Genomic DNA, 18,415 nt, shown 5'->3' on the forward strand with positions numbered 1-18,415 from the left:
GCCACACTGCGGAACTGTCGAACGACGCAGCCGGCTCCCCTATGCCCGGAGCACGGCCTGTGCTGTGCCAGAAAGGGCGCTTCGTGGCCGATTCCGGCAACCCCAACGAGAACACTCAGTACACCGCCAGCAACATCCAGGTCCTGGAGGGCCTGGATGCGGTGCGCAAGCGCCCCGGTATGTACATCGGCTCGACCGGTGAGCGCGGCCTGCACCACATGGTGCAGGAGGTGGTCGACAACTCGGTCGACGAGGCCCTGGCCGGCCACGCGGACACCATCGACGTGACGATCCTGCCCGACGGCGGCGTGCGCGTCGTCGACAACGGCCGTGGCATCCCCGTCGGCATCGTCGAGTCCGAGGGCAAGCCGGCCGTCGAGGTCGTGCTGACGGTCCTCCACGCGGGCGGCAAGTTCGGCGGCGGCGGCTACGCGGTCTCCGGCGGTCTGCACGGCGTCGGCGTCTCCGTCGTCAACGCCCTCTCCACCAAGGTCTCGGTCGAGATCAAGACCGACGGCCACCGCTGGACGCAGGACTACAAGATGGGCGCCCCCACCGCGCCCCTCGCGCAGCACGAGGAGACCGACGAGACCGGCACCTCGGTCACGTTCTGGTCCGACCCGGACATCTTCGAGACGGTCGAGTACTCCTTCGAGACGCTCTCGCGCCGCTTCCAGGAGATGGCCTTCCTCAACAAGGGCCTGACGATCACGCTCACCGACGAGCGCGAGTCCGCCAAGGCCACGGTCGGCGCCGACGACCCGGACGCGGAGGCCGCCGCCGAGCCGGCCGCGCGCACGGTGACGTACCACTACGAGGGCGGCATCGTCGACTTCGTGAAGTACCTCAACTCGCGCAAGGGCGAGCTGATCAACCCGACCGTCATCGACATCGAGGCCGAGGACAAGGAGCGCCTGCTCTCCGCCGAGATCGCGATGCAGTGGAACTCGTCGTACAGCGAGGGCGTGTACTCCTTCGCCAACACGATCCACACCCACGAGGGCGGTACCCACGAGGAGGGCTTCCGCGCGGCGCTGACGACGCTCGTCAACAAGTACGCGCGCGAGAAGAAGCTGCTCCGCGAGAAGGACGACAACCTCACCGGTGACGACATCCGCGAGGGTCTGACCGCGATCATCTCGATCAAGATCGGCGAGCCGCAGTTCGAGGGCCAGACCAAGACGAAGCTCGGCAACACCGAGGCGAAGACCTTCGTCCAGAAGGTCGTCCACGAGCACCTGACGGACTGGTTCGACCGGAACCCGAACGAGGCCGCGGACATCGTCCGCAAGGGCATCACCGCCGCCACCGCGCGCGTGGCCGCCCGCAAGGCGCGCGACCTCACCCGCCGCAAGGGCCTCCTGGAGTCGGCCTCCCTCCCGGGCAAGCTCTCCGACTGCCAGTCGAACGACCCCACCAAGTGCGAGATCTTCATCGTCGAGGGTGACTCCGCCGGCGGCTCCGCCAAGTCCGGCCGGAACCCGATGTACCAGGCCATCCTGCCGATCCGCGGCAAGATCCTGAACGTCGAGAAGGCCCGCGTCGACAAGATCCTCCAGAACACCGAGGTCCAGGCGCTGATCTCGGCCTTCGGCACCGGGGTCCACGAGGACTTCGACATCGAGAAGCTCCGCTATCACAAGATCATCCTGATGGCGGACGCCGACGTCGACGGCCAGCACATCAACACCCTGCTGCTCACCTTCCTCTTCCGCTTCATGCGGCCGCTGATCGAGCACGGGCACGTGTACCTCTCCCGCCCGCCGCTCTACAAGATCAAGTGGGGCCGGGACGACTTCGAGTACGCCTACTCGGACCGCGAGCGCGACGCGCTGGTCGAGCTGGGCAAGCAGAACGGCAAGCGGATCCGCGAGGACTCGATCCAGCGCTTCAAGGGTCTCGGCGAGATGAACGCCGAGGAGCTGCGCGTCACCACCATGGACGTCGAGCACCGCGTGCTCGGCCAGGTCACCCTGGACGACGCCGCCCAGGCCGACGACCTGTTCTCGGTGCTGATGGGCGAGGACGTCGAGGCACGGCGCTCCTTCATCCAGCGCAACGCCAAGGACGTTCGCTTCCTCGACATCTGAGTCGGTCTCAGCTGACCGTACGAAAGGACTGACGACCAGCAATGGCCGACGAGAACCCCCCTGTGACCACCGAAGAAGAAGAGCCGGTGCTGCGCATCGAGCCCGTCGGGCTCGAGACCGAGATGCAGCGCTCGTACCTCGACTACGCGATGTCCGTCATCGTGTCCCGCGCGCTGCCCGACGTCCGTGACGGCCTCAAGCCCGTCCACCGGCGCGTGCTGTACGCGATGTACGACGGCGGCTACCGGCCCGAGAAGGGCTTCTACAAGTGCGCCCGCGTCGTCGGCGACGTCATGGGTACGTACCACCCGCACGGCGACTCCTCCATCTACGACGCGCTGGTCCGCCTGGCCCAGCCGTGGTCGATGCGGATGCCGCTCGTCGACTCCAACGGCAACTTCGGCTCCCCGGGCAACGACCCGGCCGCCGCCATGCGCTACACCGAGTGCAAGATGGCGCCGCTGTCGATGGAGATGGTCCGCGACATCGACGAGGAGACCGTCGACTTCACGGACAACTACGACGGCCGCAACCAGGAGCCGACGGTCCTCCCGGCCCGTTTCCCGAACCTCCTGGTCAACGGCTCCGCCGGCATCGCCGTCGGCATGGCGACCAACATCCCGCCGCACAACCTCCGCGAGGTCGCCGAGGGCGCCCAGTGGTACCTGGCCCACCCCGAGGCCGGCCACGAGGAGCTCCTCGACGCGCTCATCGAGCGGATCAAGGGCCCCGACTTCCCGACCGGCGCGCTCGTCGTCGGCCGCAAGGGCATCGAGGAGGCGTACCGCACCGGCCGCGGCTCCATCACGATGCGCGCGGTCGTCGAGGTCGAGGAGATCCAGAACCGCCAGTGTCTGGTGGTCACGGAGCTGCCGTACCAGACCAACCCGGACAACCTCGCGCAGAAGATCGCCGACCTGGTGAAGGACGGCAAGATCGGCGGCATCGCCGACGTCCGTGACGAGACCTCGTCGCGGACCGGCCAGCGCCTGGTCATCGTGCTCAAGCGGGACGCCGTCGCCAAGGTCGTCCTGAACAACCTGTACAAGCACACCGACCTCCAGACGAACTTCGGCGCCAACATGCTGGCGCTCGTCGACGGCGTGCCGCGCACCCTCTCCCTGGACGCGTTCATCCGCCACTGGGTGACGCACCAGATCGAGGTCATCGTCCGCCGGACGAAGTTCCGGCTGCGCAAGGCCGAGGAGCGCGCCCACATCCTGCGCGGCCTCCTCAAGGCGCTCGACGCGATCGACGAGGTCATCGCCCTCATCCGCCGCAGCGACACGGTCGAGGTGGCCCGCGAGGGCCTGATGGGTCTCCTCCAGATCGACGAGATCCAGGCCAACGCGATCCTGGAGATGCAGCTCCGCCGGCTCGCGGCCCTGGAGCGCCAGAAGATCATCGCCGAGCACGACGAGCTCCAGGCGAAGATCAACGAGTACAACTCGATCCTCGCCTCGCCGGAGAAGCAGCGGACCATCGTCAGCGAGGAACTGGCCGCGATCGTCGACAAGTTCGGCGACGACCGCCGCTCCAAGCTGGTGCCCTTCGACGGTGACATGTCCATCGAGGACCTCATCGCCGAGGAGGACATCGTCGTCACCATCTCGCGTGGCGGCTATGTGAAGCGGACGAAGACCGAGGACTACCGCTCGCAGAAGCGCGGCGGCAAGGGCGTGCGCGGGACGAAGCTGAAGCAGGACGACATCGTCGACCACTTCTTCGTCTCCACCACCCACCACTGGCTGCTCTTCTTCACCAACAAGGGCCGGGTCTACCGGGCCAAGGCGTACGAGCTGCCGGACGCCGGCCGGGACGCGCGCGGCCAGCACGTGGCCAACCTGCTGGCCTTCCAGCCGGACGAGCAGATCGCCCAGATCCTGGCGATCCGCGACTACGAGGCCGCGCCGTACCTGGTCCTCGCCACCCGCTCCGGCCTGGTGAAGAAGACCGCGCTGAAGGACTACGACTCCCCGCGCTCCGGCGGCGTCATCGCCATCAACCTGCGCGAGCGGGACAACGGCGCCGAAGGCGTCGCCGACGAGCTGATCGGCGCCGAGCTGGCCTCCTCCGAGGACGACCTGCTGCTGATCTCGAAGAAGGCGCAGTCGATCCGCTTCACGGCCACGGACGACGCGCTGCGTCCGATGGGACGCGCCACATCGGGTGTGAAGGGCATGAGTTTCCGCGAGGACGACGAACTGCTCTCGATGAATGTCGTCCGGCCCGGTACGTTCGTCTTCACCGCGACGGACGGCGGGTACGCCAAGCGCACCCCCGTCGACGAGTACCGCGTCCAGGGCCGCGGCGGCCTCGGCATCAAGGCCGCCAAGATCGTGGAGGACCGCGGCTCGCTCGTGGGCGCGCTGGTGGTCGAGGAGACCGACGAGATCCTCGCCATCACGCTCTCCGGCGGTGTGATTCGTACGCGAGTCAACGAAGTCAGGGAGACCGGCCGTGACACCATGGGCGTCCAGCTGATCAACCTGGGCAAGCGCGATGCCGTCGTCGGCATCGCTCGGAACGCCGAGGCCGGCAGCGAGGACGAAGAGGTCGACGACGCCGAGGGTGCCATCGAGGCATCCGAGGCCGAGGCATCGGTCGAGGGCACGGAGCCTGCGACCGGGGATCACGAGGAGTAGAGCGTGAGTGGAGCCACGGGCGCCGGATCGGCGGCTGCCGGAGCTTCTGCAGGTGCTGGAGCACACGGCGCCCGTGGCTCGGCCACGGACTCCCAGGGGGTTGCGGTGACGGACACTCGGGGGCAGCAGCCCCCCTATCAGGGCTACAACGGCGCCCTGCCCGGCGAGCGCCCCGCGGCGCAGCCCACGGGCGCCTACCACCCGCCGCGGGCCTATGACGGCCCGCAGGGCGGCGGCCACACCCAGGGCGGTCAGTCCGCGGGTGCGGTGCGGCGGCCCAGGACGGGTGCGCGGACGACCCCGCGCACGCGCAAGGCGCGGCTGCGGGTGGCGAAGGCCGACCCGTGGTCGGTCATGAAGGTGAGCTTCCTGCTCTCCATCGCGCTGGGCATCTGCACGGTCGTCGCGGCGGCCGTGCTGTGGATGGTCATGGACGCCATGGGTGTCTTCTCGACGGTCGGCGGGACGATCAGCGAGGCGACGGGCTCGAACGAGTCCAACGGCTTCGACCTGCAGTCCTTCCTGTCGCTGCCGCGGGTCCTCATGTTCACCTCGGTCATCGCGGTGATCGACGTGGTCCTGATGACGGCCCTGGCGACGCTCGGGGCGTTCATCTACAACCTGTCCGCCGGCTTCGTCGGCGGCGTCGAGCTGACGCTGGCCGAGGACGAGTAGTCCGCGTGGGGGGCCACCCCGCGTATCGCTCAGGGCCTCCGGCCCGGGCGATTTTGGGACTGGCCCCCACGTGCGCTAATGTTCAGGAGTCAGCGCGCGGGACACACACCGCAAAGCGCGGCGGGGCTATAGCTCAGTTGGTTAGAGCGCATCCCTGATAAGGATGAGGCCACAGGTTCAAATCCTGTTAGCCCCACAGAAGTGATCGACCCGGACGGTTCCACCGTCCGGGTCGATTTCGTTGTGTGAGGTTTGGCGCTCGCACAGGTCACCGATCGGTATCGGTCGATGTGTAGAGTGGGCGTCAGAAGTCTCCTACGTCAACGAAAGACGAGGTCGCGCGGTGAAGAAGCTGCTCCTGGTCGCACTGGCCGCCATCGGCGGGCTCCTCGTGTACCGCCAGATCCAGGCGGATCGCGCCGAGCAGGACCTGTGGACGGAGGCGACCGACTCCGTGCCGTCCGGTTCCGGTGTCTGAGACCCACCCATCTGAAACCGAGATCCCGGTCGCGCATCGCGCGGCCGGGATCTCGTCGTTTCCGCCCCCGTGCGGCACGGGCCGTTTCCCCGAGCGTGACGGAAGGCCCATGAGTTCGCCGAAGCGAATATTTTGCTTGCACTGGCAAAGCCGCGTGCTCGCGGACACGGCCGTACCGGGGGAACCCGCGACCGCGCGCCGGTGAAGGGCCGCGGCGAAGGGCCTGTGGTCGGACCCGGGCGCCGCGCGCGCGTGGTGGCCCCGTGGAGGCCCGTGGCGGGGGTGAATCCGCCCCCGGTGCGGACACCGGAGGCGTGAGCGGGGCAGGATGGTCCGGCACGACGGCCCCGGCGGTCGGCGGCGGGGCGCTCCTCCGGCTCACGGGGGGTCCTCCTCGGCGTCCGGCGGGCCCGGGGCAGGGCGCGGTGACGGACACGACGAGGAGAAGCGCGTGAGCACGCAGGCGGGGGCCACGGGGGACGGGACCGGGCGGCGGGGGAGGACAGCGGCCAGGGCACGGAAGGCCGCGGCGCTCCTCACGGCCGCGGCCGCGATGGGCACGCTCACCGCGCTGCCCGCGTGGGCGGCCGACGGGACGGCGGTCCCCCCGTACGCCTTCGACCCCGCGGCACAGCGCGTCCAGGGCGCCGCCTCCAGCGCCGACGCGGCCCCGCTGGAGCCCGGCAGGACCTACCGGGACACCCTCAAGAAGGACGGCAAGGTCTACTACCGGCTCAACCTGGACACCACGAAGAACTCGTACGTCTCCGCCGTCGCCGTCCCCAAGCCGGGCGGGAAGGCCGCGTACGGCGACGGCTTCCGGATCGCGATCCAGGACGGCTCCGGCTCCGAGTGCGGCTACCAGGAGGTCAACTTCGCGGCCGGCGACTACGTCCGGCCGCTGACCGGCTACGCGCGCCGGATCGTCCACCCGGACGTCTCCGGCTGCCAGGACGCCGGCACGTACTACGTGCTCGTCGAGCGCGAGTCGGACGCCGCCTCCACCCCGGACGACTGGGAGCTGGAGATCCAGCATGTCAACGAGCCGCTGCTGAGCAAGATCGGGCCGGACAAGCTGCCCGAGTCCTGGCCGTCGGGGACGCCCGCGCCGCCCGCCGGCGGCCCGAGGGAGCGGCAGGGCGGGGCCGGGTTCCACACCGCCGTCTCGCTCCAGGACGGCGAGTGGCGGGCCGACGTCCGGCCCGGCCAGACGCTCTTCTGGCGGGTGCCGGTCGACTGGGGCCAGCAGCTCTTCGCCACCGCGGAACTGGGCAGCAGCGCCGCGGGCGACGAGCTGGTCAGCAACGCGCTCGCGCTCGGGCTCGACAACCCGGCACGCGGCTTCGTCGACCTCCAGACCCTCAGCTACAGCGGCAAGCCGGCCACCACCGCCCTCGCCCCGCAGCGGCCGGTCGCCCACGAGAACCGCTCCTCGTACGAGACCGCCACCAGCGGCATGCGGTTCGCCGGCTGGTACTACCTCACCGCCACGCTCAGCCCGGAGATCGCGCAGGAGTACGGCGACGAGCCCCTGCCGCTCACCCTGCGGGTCACCGTCAGGGGCGAGAAGAAGCCCGGCCCCGGATACGCCGGCGACCCGGGTGTCTTCCAGGTGACCGACGACGACCGGCAGGCCGCGGCGAACGGCGCCACGGGGGCCGAGGCGGCGAAGGGCGGCACGATGGTCGTCCTGGCCGCGGGCGGTCTCGGCCTCGGCACCGTCCTGCTCGTCGGCCTCGGCGCCTGGACCCTGCTGGCCCGCCGCAGGGCGGCCTAGGCGGTCTCCTTCGGATCCTGCCGGGCTCGCGGACCGGAAGCCGCCCGGTGTTTCACGTGAAACACCGGCGCGCGTCAGACCTGCGTCAGCGCCCAGAAGCCGACCGCGAGCGACACCAGCGCGAGCAGCAGCACCGGGACCGCCACCTTCGGGGGCGGTCCCGGACGGCGTACGGGGAGCCTCGCGGGGGCCGTGGGGTCGTGCGGGGCGGGGGCCTGGGCCGCATGGGCGGGGTAGGGGTACGCGGCGGCCTGCGGAGGCGTCTGCGCCTGCGGACGCGTCGGTGTCTGCGGCGCGGAGGGGTCGAAGGGCGGCACCGGGTGCGCGGCCGGCGGGGGCAGATGGAAGCTGCCCGTCTCGGAGGGCCCGGGCACCTGCTGGTGCGGCTGCCGGTACGGGTTCGGCTGCGTCTCCTGGTACGGATGGGGAGCCGGGGCGGCCGGGGCGGCCGGTACGGCGGTGGGCGCGGCGGCCGGGGCCGGCGGGACGTCCCGCACCGGCGGGACGGCGTCCCGCACCGGGCGCGCGGCCGGGCCCTCGGGGCCGAAACCGGCGGGCAGCGGGCCGAGCTGGTCGAAGATCTCGACCGGGTCCTCGCCGCCCTCCGGCTCGGGCAGCATCTCCAGGGCGGCGTTCAGCGCCTTCCGCGCGCCCGTGGCCGTCCGGAAGCGGGCCTGCGGGTCGGGCTGGAGCAGCCCCGCCAGGACCTGCCACAGGGGCTCGGGGACGCTCGCCGGAGCCGGCGGGGTGCCGTGCGTCACGAAGTGGTCCACGAGGGCCTGCGAGTCCGGCCGGGTGCCGTGCAGCAGATAGAGCGCGACCAGGCCGACGGCGTACAGATCGGCGGTGAAGTCGGGCTCGGCGCCGAGCAGTTGCTCGGGCGCGAAGTAACCGGGCGTGCCCACCACGTAGTTGGTCTCGGTGAGCCGGGGTTCGCCCTTGCGCATCGAGATGCCGAAGTCCGAGAGCCGCAGATGCGGACGGCCCGTACCGGTGGCCTCCATCAGGATGTTGGCCGGCTTGATGTCCCGGTGGACGACCCCCTCCGCGTGCACCGTCGCCAGGCCCGACAGCAGCTGGTCGAGGAGCGTGCAGACATAGCGGGGCGGCAGCGCGCCGAAGTCGCCGATGACGTGGGCGAGCGAGCCGCCGGCGACCAGGTCCATCGTGAAGAGGACCTGGTCGTCGTCGGCGGCCCAGCTGGCCGGGGCGAGGACGTGCGGATGGTCGATCCGCAGCGCCTGCTCGCGGACGAAGCGCAGCAGCGTGTGCGCGTCGCTCTGCTGGAGCACCTTGGCCGCCACGTAGCGGCGCCGCCTGTGGTCCCAGGCGCGCCAGACCGCGCCGGCCCCGCCCCGTCCGATCGGATCGATCAGCTCGTACCTGCCGGCGAAGACCTCACCCATCGCGCTGCGCCCGCTCCCCGTCAGTCGTCAGTCAGTCGTGCGTGCCGTGTCAGTTCTGGTGCGACTCGTAGTGGGCGACCGCGTCGGCGGTGCGCCCGGCGCCGTACACCCGGAGGAACTCTGCCAGTTCCGGGTGGTGCGGGGCGAGGGAGTCGGCGGCGTCGATGATGTCCCCCGCGGCGGCCACGGAGCGCAGCAGCGACTGGATCTCGCGGACCACGCGGCGCACGGTCGGGGCGCCGGATCCGTTGGTGGCCTGGCCGCTCGTGGCGGTCAGGACGGAGCCGCCCTGGGACTTCTTGATCTCGTCCATGCGGTCGGTGGCCTCGGCGGCGCTGACGCTGCCGTCGGCGACCTGCACGGCCAGCTCCTGGAGCGCCTGGACGCGCTGGACCACGGCCGGGTTGCCGATCTTGGCGCGCTGGCCGCTCATGAGCTGGGAGAGCATGGGCGCGGAGAGCCCGAGCACCGCGGCCAGCCTGGCCTGGTTGAGCCCGAGATCGTCGATCAGCCGGCGGAAGAGCGCCCCCAGCGGCTCCCCGTACCAACTGCGCTGAAGCTCTCTGGCTCTTGCCGTGGCTTCCTGCTGCGCTGCGTCCATCACTTCTCCCCATCCCTGCGGTTCGCCACTGCGAACCTCGGTCAGCATCTTACGGAGCGTGGTCGTTCACCGGGAGTCCCCACCTTTTGCCCGGCACAGGGGGAGAACCGGTACGCTGTCCTCGTTCCGGGGCCTTAGCTCAGTTGGTAGAGCGCTGTCTTTGCATGGCAGATGTCAGGGGTTCGACTCCCCTAGGCTCCACCGGACGAAGAAGCCCCTCCGACCTGCGGGAACGCAGGTCGGAGGGGCTTCTCGCCGTTCGGGCCGGGGTCACACCGCCCGGGTCGCCTCCGGACGCGTGGTCCGTCGGGGCATCTCGGGGCCTTTCCCCCGGCGGGTGGGCGTCAGCGGAGGGTGAGGGAGGTCTCGGCCGTGAGGCGGGCGAGTTTCTCGGGGTTGCGGACGTAGTAGAGGCCGCTGATCAGGCCGCCCTCGACGCGCATCGCCATGACCCCGTCCAGTTCGCCGTCGACGCGGACGGCGAGCGCCGGGGCGCCGTTCACGACGGTGGGTTCGGTGGTGATCGTGACCCCGGCCCTGAGCGAGCCGCCGAGGTAGTAGCGGGTCACCTTGCCGGCGCCGACGACGGGGCGGAGCGCGGCCCGCTTGATCCCGCCGCCGTCGCTGAGGAGGACGACGTCGGGGGCGAGCAGGTCCAGGAAGTCCTGCGGGTCGCGGGTCTCCAGCGCCCGCCGGAAGGAGTCCACGGCCGCCCGCGCCTCGCGCGCCGAGACCGTGGTGCGGGGGCGGCGGGCGTCGACGTGCCCGCGGGCCCGGTGCGCGATCTGGCGGACGGCGGCCGGGGTCTTGTCGACGGCCGCCGCGATCTCGTCGTACCCCACCTCGAAGACCTCGCGGAGGACGAAGACGGCCCGCTCGGTCGGGGTGAGGGTCTCCAGGACCAGCATCATCGCCATCGACACCGACTCGGTGAGCTCGACGTCCTCGGCGACGTCCGGCGCGGTGAGCAGCGGCTCGGGGAGCCACGGGCCGACGTACGCCTCGCGGCGGCGCCGCACGGTACGGAGCCGGTTGAGCGCCTGCCGGGTGGTGATCCGCACCAGGTACGACCGCCGGTCGCGGACCTGCGCCAGGTCGACGCCGGTCCAGCGGAGCCAGGTCTCCTGGAGCACGTCCTCGGCGTCGGCCGCGGAGCCGAGCATCTCGTAGGCCACCGTGAAGAGCAGGTTGCGGTGGGCGACGAAGGTCTCGGTCGCCGGGTCCGTGGCGTGTTCGCCGGTCATGTTTCCGTCTCCCCGTGATCGGTCCGCCGGTCAGGCCGCGTGCTCGGGGACGTCCGTGGTGCGGACTTCGCGCTCCCGTAGCCGCCGCGGCCGGTGCTTGCCGTCCTTGGGCCAGGAGTGCGCACCGGGCTTGCGGGCCTCTTCCGTCAGGTGCTTGACGCTGAGCGTGCAGGCGAGTTCCTTGAGCTTCGCCCCCGCGCGCCCGCCGACGAAGATTCTCATCGCCCGGTCGTCCTTGTGTGCGATCTGGAAGATTGCCGTCCCCCGTCCGAAGCTGAGGCACATCGCGTGGAACGCCATGTCCACGGGTACGGGGCGGCGGCCCTCGATCCGGGCCAGCACGGTGTCGGCGGCGTGGGCGCCGAGGCAGCCGGCGACGTAGGCGCTCATCCGGAACGGCAGGTCCGACGGGGCCGCGCTGTCCCCGGCCGCGACGATCCGCTCGTCGTCGACGCTGGTGAGGGTCTCGTCGGTGAGCAGGCGCCCGGCGGCGTCGGTGGTCAGCCCGCTGCGCGCGGCCAGGTCGGGGACGCCGAAGCCGGCGGTCCAGACGACGAGCCCGCCGGTCACCGTGCGGCCGTCGGCGAGCTTCACGGTCTCCGCCGTCACCTCGGTGACCTTCGTACCGGGGCCGTCGAGCACGGTGACCCCGAGGTCGGCGAACCGGCGGGCGGCCGAACGCCGCGCCCTGGGGTGCAGATACGCGCCGAGGACCCCGCCGCAGACCAGCGTCACGGGCCGGCCGCCCTCGGCGATCTCGGCGGCGGTCTCGATGCCGGTCGGACCGGCGCCGACGACGGTGACCGGGACGCCAGCGGGCAGCGCCGCGAGGGCGGCCCGCAGCCGCTCGGCCGCCTCCAGCTCGGCGACGTGGTGGGCGTGTTCGGCGACTCCGGGGACCGCGGGCCGGGCGACCGTGCTGCCGACCGCGTAGACCAGGTGGTCGTAGCCGACCGTGGCGCCCGACTCCAGGGTCACCACGCGCGCGGGGGCGTCGATCCGGGCCACGGAGCCGACCACGAGGCGCACGTCCCCGGCCAGGACCTCGTCGTACCGGACGAGGGCGGTGTGGCTGCCGCCGACCAGCTGGTGGAGGCGGAGCCGGGGGACGAACGACGGACGGGGGTTGATCACCGTCACGGTCACGTCGTCGCGCCGGGTGAGTCGGTTGGCCGCCATGACGCCGGCGTATCCGCCGCCGATCACGACCACTTCGGTGTTCCCGCCCATGGTGTCTCCTCCGTCGTCAGGGGTTCGACCTCAAGACACCGGGGGGTCGCCGCCTGTGACATGGATGTGATGGGGATCACCAGGGGTGGGGAGAGGGGGCGCGATGGGGCCGGACGGGTGGTGTTCATCCGAAGAACTGCGCGGACGCGGCGTCGCTCCGCCGGATCCGGGGCCCCGTACAGATCATGAGGAAGGTATGTAAAGCGCGCAACCTGAAATGCACCGTCCGGGAAGCGCGCCCCTCCCCGCACGACCCCGCAGCCCCCGAACGACCAGAGAACCCCGTACGACCCCGATCGGACCCGTAGAACCCCGCACGACCCCCGCAGAACCCCGCACGACCCCGAAGAACCCGTTGCACGCCATCCACGCGAAAGTGAGGGGCCATGGCCACCGCCAAGGTCAAGCAGTTCTGGACCGCCTTCATCTCCGTCCTCTTCGCCCTGCTCGCCTCCGTCGGCCTGGCGGCCCCCGCCGCCGCCCACGGCCAGGCCCCGCTGACGCAGCCCGAGGAGCCGGCCGCCCCCGTCGCCCCGGCCGCCGCGGAGCGCACCGCGACCGTCGTGGCACCGAGGCAGGCGGAGCCGTGGGCACCTGTCCGGCAGGGCTCGCTGCCGCCCACCATCAAGCAGCGCATCGGCGCCGAGGCGCACGGCTCCTCGCCCGCCGTCCGCCAGCTGCGGGCCGCCGCGCCGTTCGCGAGCGACCCGGCCGCGCCGACCGGCCTGGCGCTCGCGACGGCCGCCTAGGGTGCGGGGAGAGCACGACATCTCCCTCCCGGCACCCCGGCCCGTCCCGAACGGACGGAACGGCCCCAGGTCAGCGGCGCTCGTCGGGCTCCGTGGACTCGGTCTCCGTCTCCGCCTCGCTCCCGGACTCCTTGATCACACTCGTACCGGCCTCGGCCTCCGCGCCCGTGTAGACCTCCGACGCGGACGGCATGCCCGAGCCCTCGTCCACCTCCGTGGGAGCCGGCGGCTCGACCAGCCAGTCGGGGTTGGCCTGCCTGTCCCACCACTTCCAGGCGACGAACGCGCCGCCGATCAGCACGCCGAGCACGGCGAGCCCCTTGACGAGACGCCCGGCCCTGGCCCGGCGCTCCTGCTTCCTCACGATCTTCCGGACGTCGTCCGGCGTCACCTGACCGCGCAGAGCGGCCCAGGCGGCGACAGAACGCGCACCGGCCTCCTCCACGACGGGAGTGGTCGCGGCGACCGCGCTCTCGACGCGCGGCACGGTGTAGTCGGCCACCTGATGGGCGACCGAGCGGGTCCGGACCGCGGCGCGATGCGCGGCCTCGTCGACCCGCGGCGGCACGTGCGGCGCCACATGCGCGGCGTACTGCACACGGGCCTGCGCGCGTGCCTGCCGAGCGGCGCTCGACACCTTGGGTGCGATCCGCACCCGCGCCTCGTGCGCATAGTGCGCGGCCTGGTCCTTGGCCGTGCCGGCGTACGGCGCCACCACGTCCGCGGCGTGCAGGACGCTTTCCTTCGCCGAATCCGTAGCGGCGCGCACGCTGTCCATGCGAGTCACGGGTTCCTCCTCCTCGGTGGCGAGCGATGTCGGTTTTTCACCTTTCCATCCTTTTCGGCATCATGCCTGCCGGAGCGAGGTCCGGCATGCGGGGCGGGCATCCGGGGCACGCGGGCATGCGGGCGGGCCGCCCGGGGCATGCGAGGATCGACTCGCCAGAGCCGCGGGGAGCGTGAGGCGATCCGCTCCGCGGCGTGACGCACGACCAGGGAGGGAAGGCGGACCGTGGCCATGCCGTACGCGATCCTCAAGACCAGCGCGGGCGACATCGAGGTGCGCCTGCTGCCGTTCCACGCGCCGAAGACGGTGCGGAACTTCGTCGAGCTCGCCTCGGGCGGGCGCGAGTGGACCCACCCGGGCACCGGACAGGTCTCCACCGACCCCCTCTACGACGGCACGGTCTTCCACCGGGTCATCGGGGACTTCATGATCCAGGGCGGCGACCCGCTGGGCACGGGCACCGGCGGCCCCGGGTACGAGTTCGCCGACGAGTTCCACCCGGAGCTGTGGTTCGACCGGCCGTACCTGCTGGCCATGGCCAACGCCGGGCCGGGCACCAACGGCTCGCAGTTCTTCATCACGGTCGGCCCCGCGACCTGGCTGAACCGCAAGCACACCATCTTCGGCGAGGTCGTGGACCCGAAGAGCCGGGCCGTCGTGGACGCCATCGCGACGGTCCCCACCGACGCGCAGACCCAGCGGCCGCTGACGGACGTCGTGGTCGAGTCCGTGGTGATCGAGCAGCGCTGACCGGGAAGGACGGGACCCCGCCCATGGACACGCAGCCCGGACTGCGGCCCTGCTACCGCCATCCCGGCACCGAGACGGGCATCAGCTGCACCCGCTGCGAGAAGCCCATCTGCCCGGCGTGCATGATCTCCGCCTCGGTCGGCTTCCAGTGCCCCGACTGCGTCCGCAACGGCTCGGGCACCGGTCACGCGGCCGACGCGAACCAGCCGCGGACGCTCGCCGGCGGCCGGGTCAGGACCGACGACCGGCTGGTCACCAAGGTCCTCATCGGGATCAACGTCTTCGTCTACGTGCTCGTGCTGGTCCTCGGCGAGCGGTTCGTGTCCGAGGTCCAGCTGATCGGCCGCGCCTTCGAACCGGTGCTCGGCGAGAACGTCGGCGTCGCGTTCGGGGAGTGGTACCGGCTCCTCACCTCCACGGTCCTGCACCAGGAGCCGTGGCACATCCTCTTCAACCTGCTCGGCCTCTGGGTGATCGGCGGGATCGTCGAGCCCGAGCTGGGCCGGTCCCGGTACGCGCTGCTGTGCCTGCTCTCCGGCCTGTCCGGCTCGGTCCTCGCCTACGCCGTCGCCCCGGAGAACCAGCCCTCGCTGGGCGCCTCGGGCATCGTCTTCGGCCTGATCGGGGCGTGGGCGATGCTGGACCGGCGGCTGCGCCACGACATGCGGCCGGTGCTCCTCTGGATCGCCCTGTCGCTGTTGATGACGTTCACCCGTCCGGGGATCTCCTGGGAGGCCCACATCGGTGGACTCGTGGGCGGAGCGGTGGTGGCGTACGCGTTCCTGCACGCGCCGCGGGCGCACCGGAACCTCGTGCAGTACGGGGCCTGTGGACTGCTGCTGCTGATCGAGGTGGGCGTCGTGATGGCCCGGACAGCGGCGCTCACCTGAGCGCGAGGAGCTGTGGACGAGCTGGGGATGTGAGCTTTCCCCAGAGTTATCCACAGTGCGTGGCGGGTTCTCCCCACAGCCGGGGAAGTGACGGAGCCCCCTACCTCTGACCTGGGATTTCTCCCGGGAGGTAGGGGGCTTCGGCCTGCTCGGAGCGGGCCCTCGCGGTCATACCGGCGTCAACCCGGTGCGAGTTATCCACAGATCTTCGTAAGTTATCCAGTGCTGTGCACAACGCTGTGGATAAACTCTGGGGTGAGCTTGACGGCAGCCGGGCGGACCCGCTAAGCGCCGCTAAAAAGCTCACTTCCACTGCGTGGAGACACCGAACCCGGCGGCGATGAAACCGAAGCCGACCACGATGTTCCAGTTCCGGATCGACTCGATCGGAAGTGAACCGTCGGTGACGTAGAAGACCACGATCCACACCAGACCGATGGCGAACAGGGCCAGCATCACCGGGGCGACCCAGCTGCGGTTCGTCAGCTTGATGTTGGCGGCCTGCTTCGCCGGCGGGGGCGTGTAGTCGGCCTTCTTGCGGATCCGTGACTTCGGCACGAGGGACTCTCCTGTCGATGCGCTGCGTGACCGCGCAGGGAACTGTGGCTGTCGCCGGGATGTGACGTAGCAGGTCGACTGCGTCCCCCGGGCGTCCGTTAGCGTAGTGGTTCCGCGGCGCAGAAGGGGATCAGGGTACGTTGAGCAATTCCGCCGGCACTCCGGGCGAACCCCCCGTCGGACCGGGCCGCACCACCAGGTGGCGCCCCGTCCGGGTGCTCACTCTTGCCGTCTTCGCCCTCGCCGGACTGCTCTTCGTCACCAGTTTCAACACCGCGAAGGGCACCAACATCCGCACGGACGCCTCCCTGCTGAGGCTCTCCGACCTCATCGAGGAGCGCAGCCACAAGAACGCCGGCCTCGACGAGTCCACCGCCGCCCTGCGCGGCGAGGTCGACTCGCTCGCCGCCCGCGACGACGGCTCCACGGCCGCCGAGGACCGCCGCCTGAAGGCCCTGGAGACGGCCGCGGGCACCACCGAGATCTCCGGCCCCGGCCTCACCGTCACCCTCGACGACGCCCCGCCCGGCGCCCAGGCCGCCCCCGGCTACCCCGAGCCGCAGGCCAACGACCTGGTCATCCACCAGCAGGACCTCCAGGCCGTCGTCAACGCCCTCTGGGAGGGCGGCGCCGAAGGCATCCGGGTCATGGACCAGCGGCTCATCTCCACCAGCGCGGTCCGCTGCGTCGGCAACACCCTCATCCTCCAGGGCCGCGTCTACTCTCCCCCGTACAAGATCACCGCGGTCGGCGACCGGGGGAAGCTCGACAAGGCCCTCGCCGCCTCCCCGGCGCTGCAGAACTACCAGCTGTACGTGAAGGCGTACGGGCTCGGCTGGAAGGTCGACGACCACAAGGGCGTGACCCTGCCCGGCTACACCGGCGCGGTCGACCTCCACCACGCGAAGCCCGCCGCCTGAGCCCGCGTCCGGAACGCGGCCCGGTCCGCCGCCCGGTCCGCCGCCCGGAACGTCGTCCGACCGGCTGTCCGGAGCGCCGTCCGGCACGGCTTGTCCACAGGCTTCGGACAGCTTCCCCCCGACGGAGCCCGCGCCCCGTACTCTGGTGCCCGTAACGAACGGAAGGGGCGGCGACGTCATGTACGGCTGGATCTGGCGGCATCTGCCGGGGAACGCGTTCGTGCGGGCGCTGATCTCCGTCGCACTGGTCCTCGGGACCGTCTATGTCCTCTTCCAGTACGTGTTCCCCTGGGCGGAGCCTCTGCTGCCGTTCAACGATGTGACGGTGGACGGCCAGTGAGCGCGCGAATTCTCGTCGTCGACAACTACGACAGCTTCGTCTTCAACCTCGTGCAGTACCTCTACCAGCTCGGCGCCGAGTGCGAGGTGCTCCGCAACGACGAGGTGGAGCTGAGCCACGCCCAGGACGGCTTCGACGGCGTGCTGCTGTCGCCCGGCCCCGGCGCCCCCGAGCAGGCCGGCGTCTGCATCGACATGGTGCGGCACTGCGCCGCCACCGGGGTGCCCGTCTTCGGCGTCTGCCTCGGCATGCAGTCGATGGCCGTCGCCTACGGCGGCGTCGTCGACCGCGCCCCCGAGCTGCTGCACGGCAAGACCTCGCCCGTCGTCCACGAGGGCAAGGGCGTCTTCGCCGGCCTCCCGTCGCCGTTCACCGCGACCCGTTACCACTCGCTCGCCGCCGAGCCGGCCGTCCTGCCGGCCGAGCTCGAGGTGACCGCGCGGACCGAGGACGGCATCATCATGGGCCTCCGTCACCGCGAACTTCCCGTCGAGGGCGTCCAGTTCCACCCCGAGTCGGTGCTCACCGAGCACGGCCACCTGATGCTCGCCAACTGGCTGGAGCAGTGCGGAGACGAGGGAGCGGTCGGCCGGTCGGCGGGGCTCGCGCCGGTGGTGGGCAAGGCCGTCGCGTGACCACGGGCTCGCCGTGGTTCCGCTCCTCCGGGCAGCCCGGCGCCGAGCCGATACCCCAGGAGCAGGGCGCCGGACCGTACGAGCAGCAGCCTCCGTACGAGACCCCGCACGAGGCTCCGTACGAGCAGCGGCAGCCGTACGGCTACGAGCAGCAGGGCCCGTACCCGTATCCGTACCAGGCCGAGCCGTCGTACGAGAGCGCGTACGGCGACCGGCCCGGGTACCCCTACGGGACGGAGGCCCCGGCGTACGAGGCGCGGCGGGCCCCCGGGGCCCGGCCGGAGCCCGAGGCCCCGCGGGGCCCCGAAGCGCCGCGGGAGACCTCGCACGAGCCCATACGTGAGCCGTACGGGGCCGGGGAGACGCGGGAGCTGCCGGAGGTCGCCGAGGCGGCTCCGCGGCCCGTGGACCCCCTTCCCGGGCCGGGACGGGCCGAGCGGCGCCGGGCCGCCGCCAAGCAGGGCCGCGGGAAGAGCCGCAGGGGCGCCGCTCCGGCCCCCGGGGCCGGCGGCCGGCCGGGCGGGGACGCCGCCCAGCGGCCCCTCTCGCGGGTGGAGGCGCGTCGTGCGGCGAGGGAGGCGAAGGCGGCCAAGGACAGCGTCGGTGTCGTCGTCGGCGAGCTGTTCATCACCCTCGGCGT

The 18,415-nt window shown here is 71.4% G+C and carries 17 protein-coding genes, 2 tRNA genes and 1 pseudogene; 14 read left to right on the plus strand and 6 right to left on the minus strand.

Going from position 1 to position 18,415, the window contains the following annotated elements:
* Positions 1 to 59 precede the first annotated feature (59 nt).
* The 6 genes from gyrB to ACFVU3_RS36775 all read left to right on the plus strand — a co-directional run bounded on the left by gyrB (position 60) and on the right by ACFVU3_RS36775 (position 7,665).
* Positions 60 to 2,090 (plus strand): DNA topoisomerase (ATP-hydrolyzing) subunit B, encoded by a 2,031-nt coding sequence (gene gyrB / locus ACFVU3_RS36750; protein WP_390073131.1) that lies wholly within the window; start codon positions 60 to 62, stop codon positions 2,088 to 2,090.
* A gap of 41 nt (positions 2,091 to 2,131) precedes the next feature.
* Positions 2,132 to 4,735: a DNA gyrase subunit A gene (gyrA, locus tag ACFVU3_RS36755; protein ID WP_390073132.1), complete on the plus strand. Its 2,604-nt coding sequence runs from the start codon at positions 2,132 to 2,134 to the stop codon at positions 4,733 to 4,735.
* 105 nt (positions 4,736 to 4,840) lie between these two features.
* Complete coding sequence (locus ACFVU3_RS36760) at positions 4,841 to 5,410, plus strand: DUF3566 domain-containing protein (RefSeq protein WP_390073133.1); 570 nt, start codon at positions 4,841 to 4,843, stop codon at positions 5,408 to 5,410.
* A gap of 122 nt (positions 5,411 to 5,532) precedes the next feature.
* Positions 5,533 to 5,606 (plus strand) — tRNA-Ile (locus tag ACFVU3_RS36765).
* Between the two features lie 147 nt (positions 5,607 to 5,753).
* Positions 5,754 to 5,888 (plus strand): DLW-39 family protein, encoded by a 135-nt coding sequence (locus ACFVU3_RS36770; RefSeq protein ID WP_208809277.1) that lies wholly within the window; start codon positions 5,754 to 5,756, stop codon positions 5,886 to 5,888.
* 451 nt (positions 5,889 to 6,339) lie between these two features.
* On the plus strand, positions 6,340 to 7,665 hold the full coding sequence (locus tag ACFVU3_RS36775) for a hypothetical protein (protein WP_390073134.1): 1,326 nt from the start codon (positions 6,340 to 6,342) through the stop codon (positions 7,663 to 7,665).
* Between the two features lie 74 nt (positions 7,666 to 7,739).
* On the opposite strand, the gene ACFVU3_RS36780 is transcribed toward ACFVU3_RS36775, so the two are convergent.
* The gene (locus ACFVU3_RS36780; RefSeq protein ID WP_390073135.1) at positions 7,740 to 9,071 is read right to left on the minus strand and encodes a serine/threonine-protein kinase; all 1,332 of its coding nucleotides are present in this window, start codon (positions 9,069 to 9,071) and stop codon (positions 7,740 to 7,742) included.
* Positions 9,072 to 9,120: 49 nt separating this feature from the next.
* Entirely contained in the window at positions 9,121 to 9,672 is a 552-nt protein-coding gene (locus ACFVU3_RS36785) for a helix-turn-helix domain-containing protein (protein ID WP_390073136.1), read from the minus strand.
* Between the two features lie 128 nt (positions 9,673 to 9,800).
* On the opposite strand from ACFVU3_RS36785, the gene ACFVU3_RS36790 reads away from it, so the two are divergent.
* A tRNA-Ala gene (locus ACFVU3_RS36790) sits at positions 9,801 to 9,873 on the plus strand.
* A gap of 143 nt (positions 9,874 to 10,016) precedes the next feature.
* Here the strand turns inward: ACFVU3_RS36790 and ACFVU3_RS36795 are convergent.
* Both ACFVU3_RS36795 and ACFVU3_RS36800 read right to left on the minus strand, forming a co-directional pair.
* Complete coding sequence (locus ACFVU3_RS36795; RefSeq protein WP_390073137.1) at positions 10,017 to 10,916, minus strand: RNA polymerase sigma-70 factor; 900 nt, start codon at positions 10,914 to 10,916, stop codon at positions 10,017 to 10,019.
* Positions 10,917 to 10,946: 30 nt separating this feature from the next.
* Positions 10,947 to 12,146 (minus strand): NAD(P)/FAD-dependent oxidoreductase, encoded by a 1,200-nt coding sequence (locus ACFVU3_RS36800; RefSeq protein WP_390073138.1) that lies wholly within the window; start codon positions 12,144 to 12,146, stop codon positions 10,947 to 10,949.
* Positions 12,147 to 12,532: 386 nt separating this feature from the next.
* On the opposite strand from ACFVU3_RS36800, the gene ACFVU3_RS36805 reads away from it, so the two are divergent.
* Positions 12,533 to 12,895 carry a DUF6344 domain-containing protein gene (locus ACFVU3_RS36805; protein WP_390073139.1) on the plus strand — a complete coding sequence of 121 codons (363 nt, stop codon included), beginning with the start codon at positions 12,533 to 12,535 and terminating at the stop codon, positions 12,893 to 12,895.
* Positions 12,896 to 12,965: 70 nt separating this feature from the next.
* On the opposite strand, the gene ACFVU3_RS36810 is transcribed toward ACFVU3_RS36805, so the two are convergent.
* Entirely contained in the window at positions 12,966 to 13,682 is a 717-nt protein-coding gene (locus tag ACFVU3_RS36810) for a DUF5324 family protein (protein WP_390073140.1), read from the minus strand.
* Between the two features lie 231 nt (positions 13,683 to 13,913).
* Between ACFVU3_RS36810 and ACFVU3_RS36815 the strand changes: the two genes are divergently transcribed.
* A complete protein-coding gene (locus ACFVU3_RS36815; RefSeq protein ID WP_390073144.1) occupies positions 13,914 to 14,432 on the plus strand; it encodes a peptidylprolyl isomerase in 519 nt (172 codons plus the stop codon).
* Between the two features lie 23 nt (positions 14,433 to 14,455).
* Entirely contained in the window at positions 14,456 to 15,322 is an 867-nt protein-coding gene (locus ACFVU3_RS36820) for a rhomboid family intramembrane serine protease (protein ID WP_390073141.1), read from the plus strand.
* A gap of 303 nt (positions 15,323 to 15,625) precedes the next feature.
* Here ACFVU3_RS36820 and crgA read toward each other — a convergent pair whose 3' ends face one another.
* Positions 15,626 to 15,880, minus strand: a complete 255-nt coding sequence (gene crgA / locus ACFVU3_RS36825; protein WP_030493743.1) for a cell division protein CrgA — start codon at positions 15,878 to 15,880, stop codon at positions 15,626 to 15,628.
* Between the two features lie 140 nt (positions 15,881 to 16,020).
* Here crgA and ACFVU3_RS36830 point away from each other — a divergent pair, with 140 nt between their 5' ends.
* The 4 genes and pseudogenes from ACFVU3_RS36830 to ACFVU3_RS36845 all read left to right on the plus strand — a co-directional run.
* Entirely contained in the window at positions 16,021 to 16,800 is a 780-nt protein-coding gene (locus ACFVU3_RS36830; RefSeq protein WP_390073142.1) for a DUF881 domain-containing protein, read from the plus strand.
* A gap of 145 nt (positions 16,801 to 16,945) precedes the next feature.
* Complete coding sequence (locus ACFVU3_RS36835) at positions 16,946 to 17,140, plus strand: hypothetical protein (protein ID WP_390073145.1); 195 nt, start codon at positions 16,946 to 16,948, stop codon at positions 17,138 to 17,140.
* Positions 17,137 to 17,775 (plus strand): aminodeoxychorismate/anthranilate synthase component II, encoded by a 639-nt coding sequence (locus ACFVU3_RS36840; protein ID WP_390073143.1) that lies wholly within the window; start codon positions 17,137 to 17,139, stop codon positions 17,773 to 17,775. The genes ACFVU3_RS36835 and ACFVU3_RS36840 overlap by 4 nt, the downstream gene beginning before the upstream one ends.
* A pseudogene (locus ACFVU3_RS36845) lies at positions 17,772 to 18,415 on the plus strand (class E sortase); the annotation flags it as partial. The gene ACFVU3_RS36840 and the pseudogene ACFVU3_RS36845, both read left to right, overlap by 4 nt.

Source organism: Streptomyces sp. NPDC058052, from assembly GCF_042885515.1.
Lineage (GTDB): Bacteria > Actinomycetota > Actinomycetes > Streptomycetales > Streptomycetaceae > Streptomyces.

What these genes read in the sequence shown, in the direction of transcription:
- ACFVU3_RS36780 (WP_390073135.1), bottom strand. Translation starts at nt 9,071, where the DNA reads ATGGGTGAGGTCTTCGCCGGCAGGTACGAGCTGATCGATCCGATCGGA.
- ACFVU3_RS36785 (WP_390073136.1), bottom strand. Translation starts at nt 9,672, where the DNA reads ATGGACGCAGCGCAGCAGGAAGCCACGGCAAGAGCCAGAGAGCTTCAG.
- ACFVU3_RS36800 (WP_390073138.1), bottom strand. Translation starts at nt 12,146, where the DNA reads ATGGGCGGGAACACCGAAGTGGTCGTGATCGGCGGCGGATACGCCGGC.
- ACFVU3_RS36795 (WP_390073137.1), bottom strand. Translation starts at nt 10,916, where the DNA reads ATGACCGGCGAACACGCCACGGACCCGGCGACCGAGACCTTCGTCGCC.
- gyrA (WP_390073132.1), top strand. Translation starts at nt 2,132, where the DNA reads ATGGCCGACGAGAACCCCCCTGTGACCACCGAAGAAGAAGAGCCGGTG.
- ACFVU3_RS36805 (WP_390073139.1), top strand. Translation starts at nt 12,533, where the DNA reads ATGGCCACCGCCAAGGTCAAGCAGTTCTGGACCGCCTTCATCTCCGTC.
- ACFVU3_RS36815 (WP_390073144.1), top strand. Translation starts at nt 13,914, where the DNA reads ATGCCGTACGCGATCCTCAAGACCAGCGCGGGCGACATCGAGGTGCGC.
- ACFVU3_RS36820 (WP_390073141.1), top strand. Translation starts at nt 14,456, where the DNA reads ATGGACACGCAGCCCGGACTGCGGCCCTGCTACCGCCATCCCGGCACC.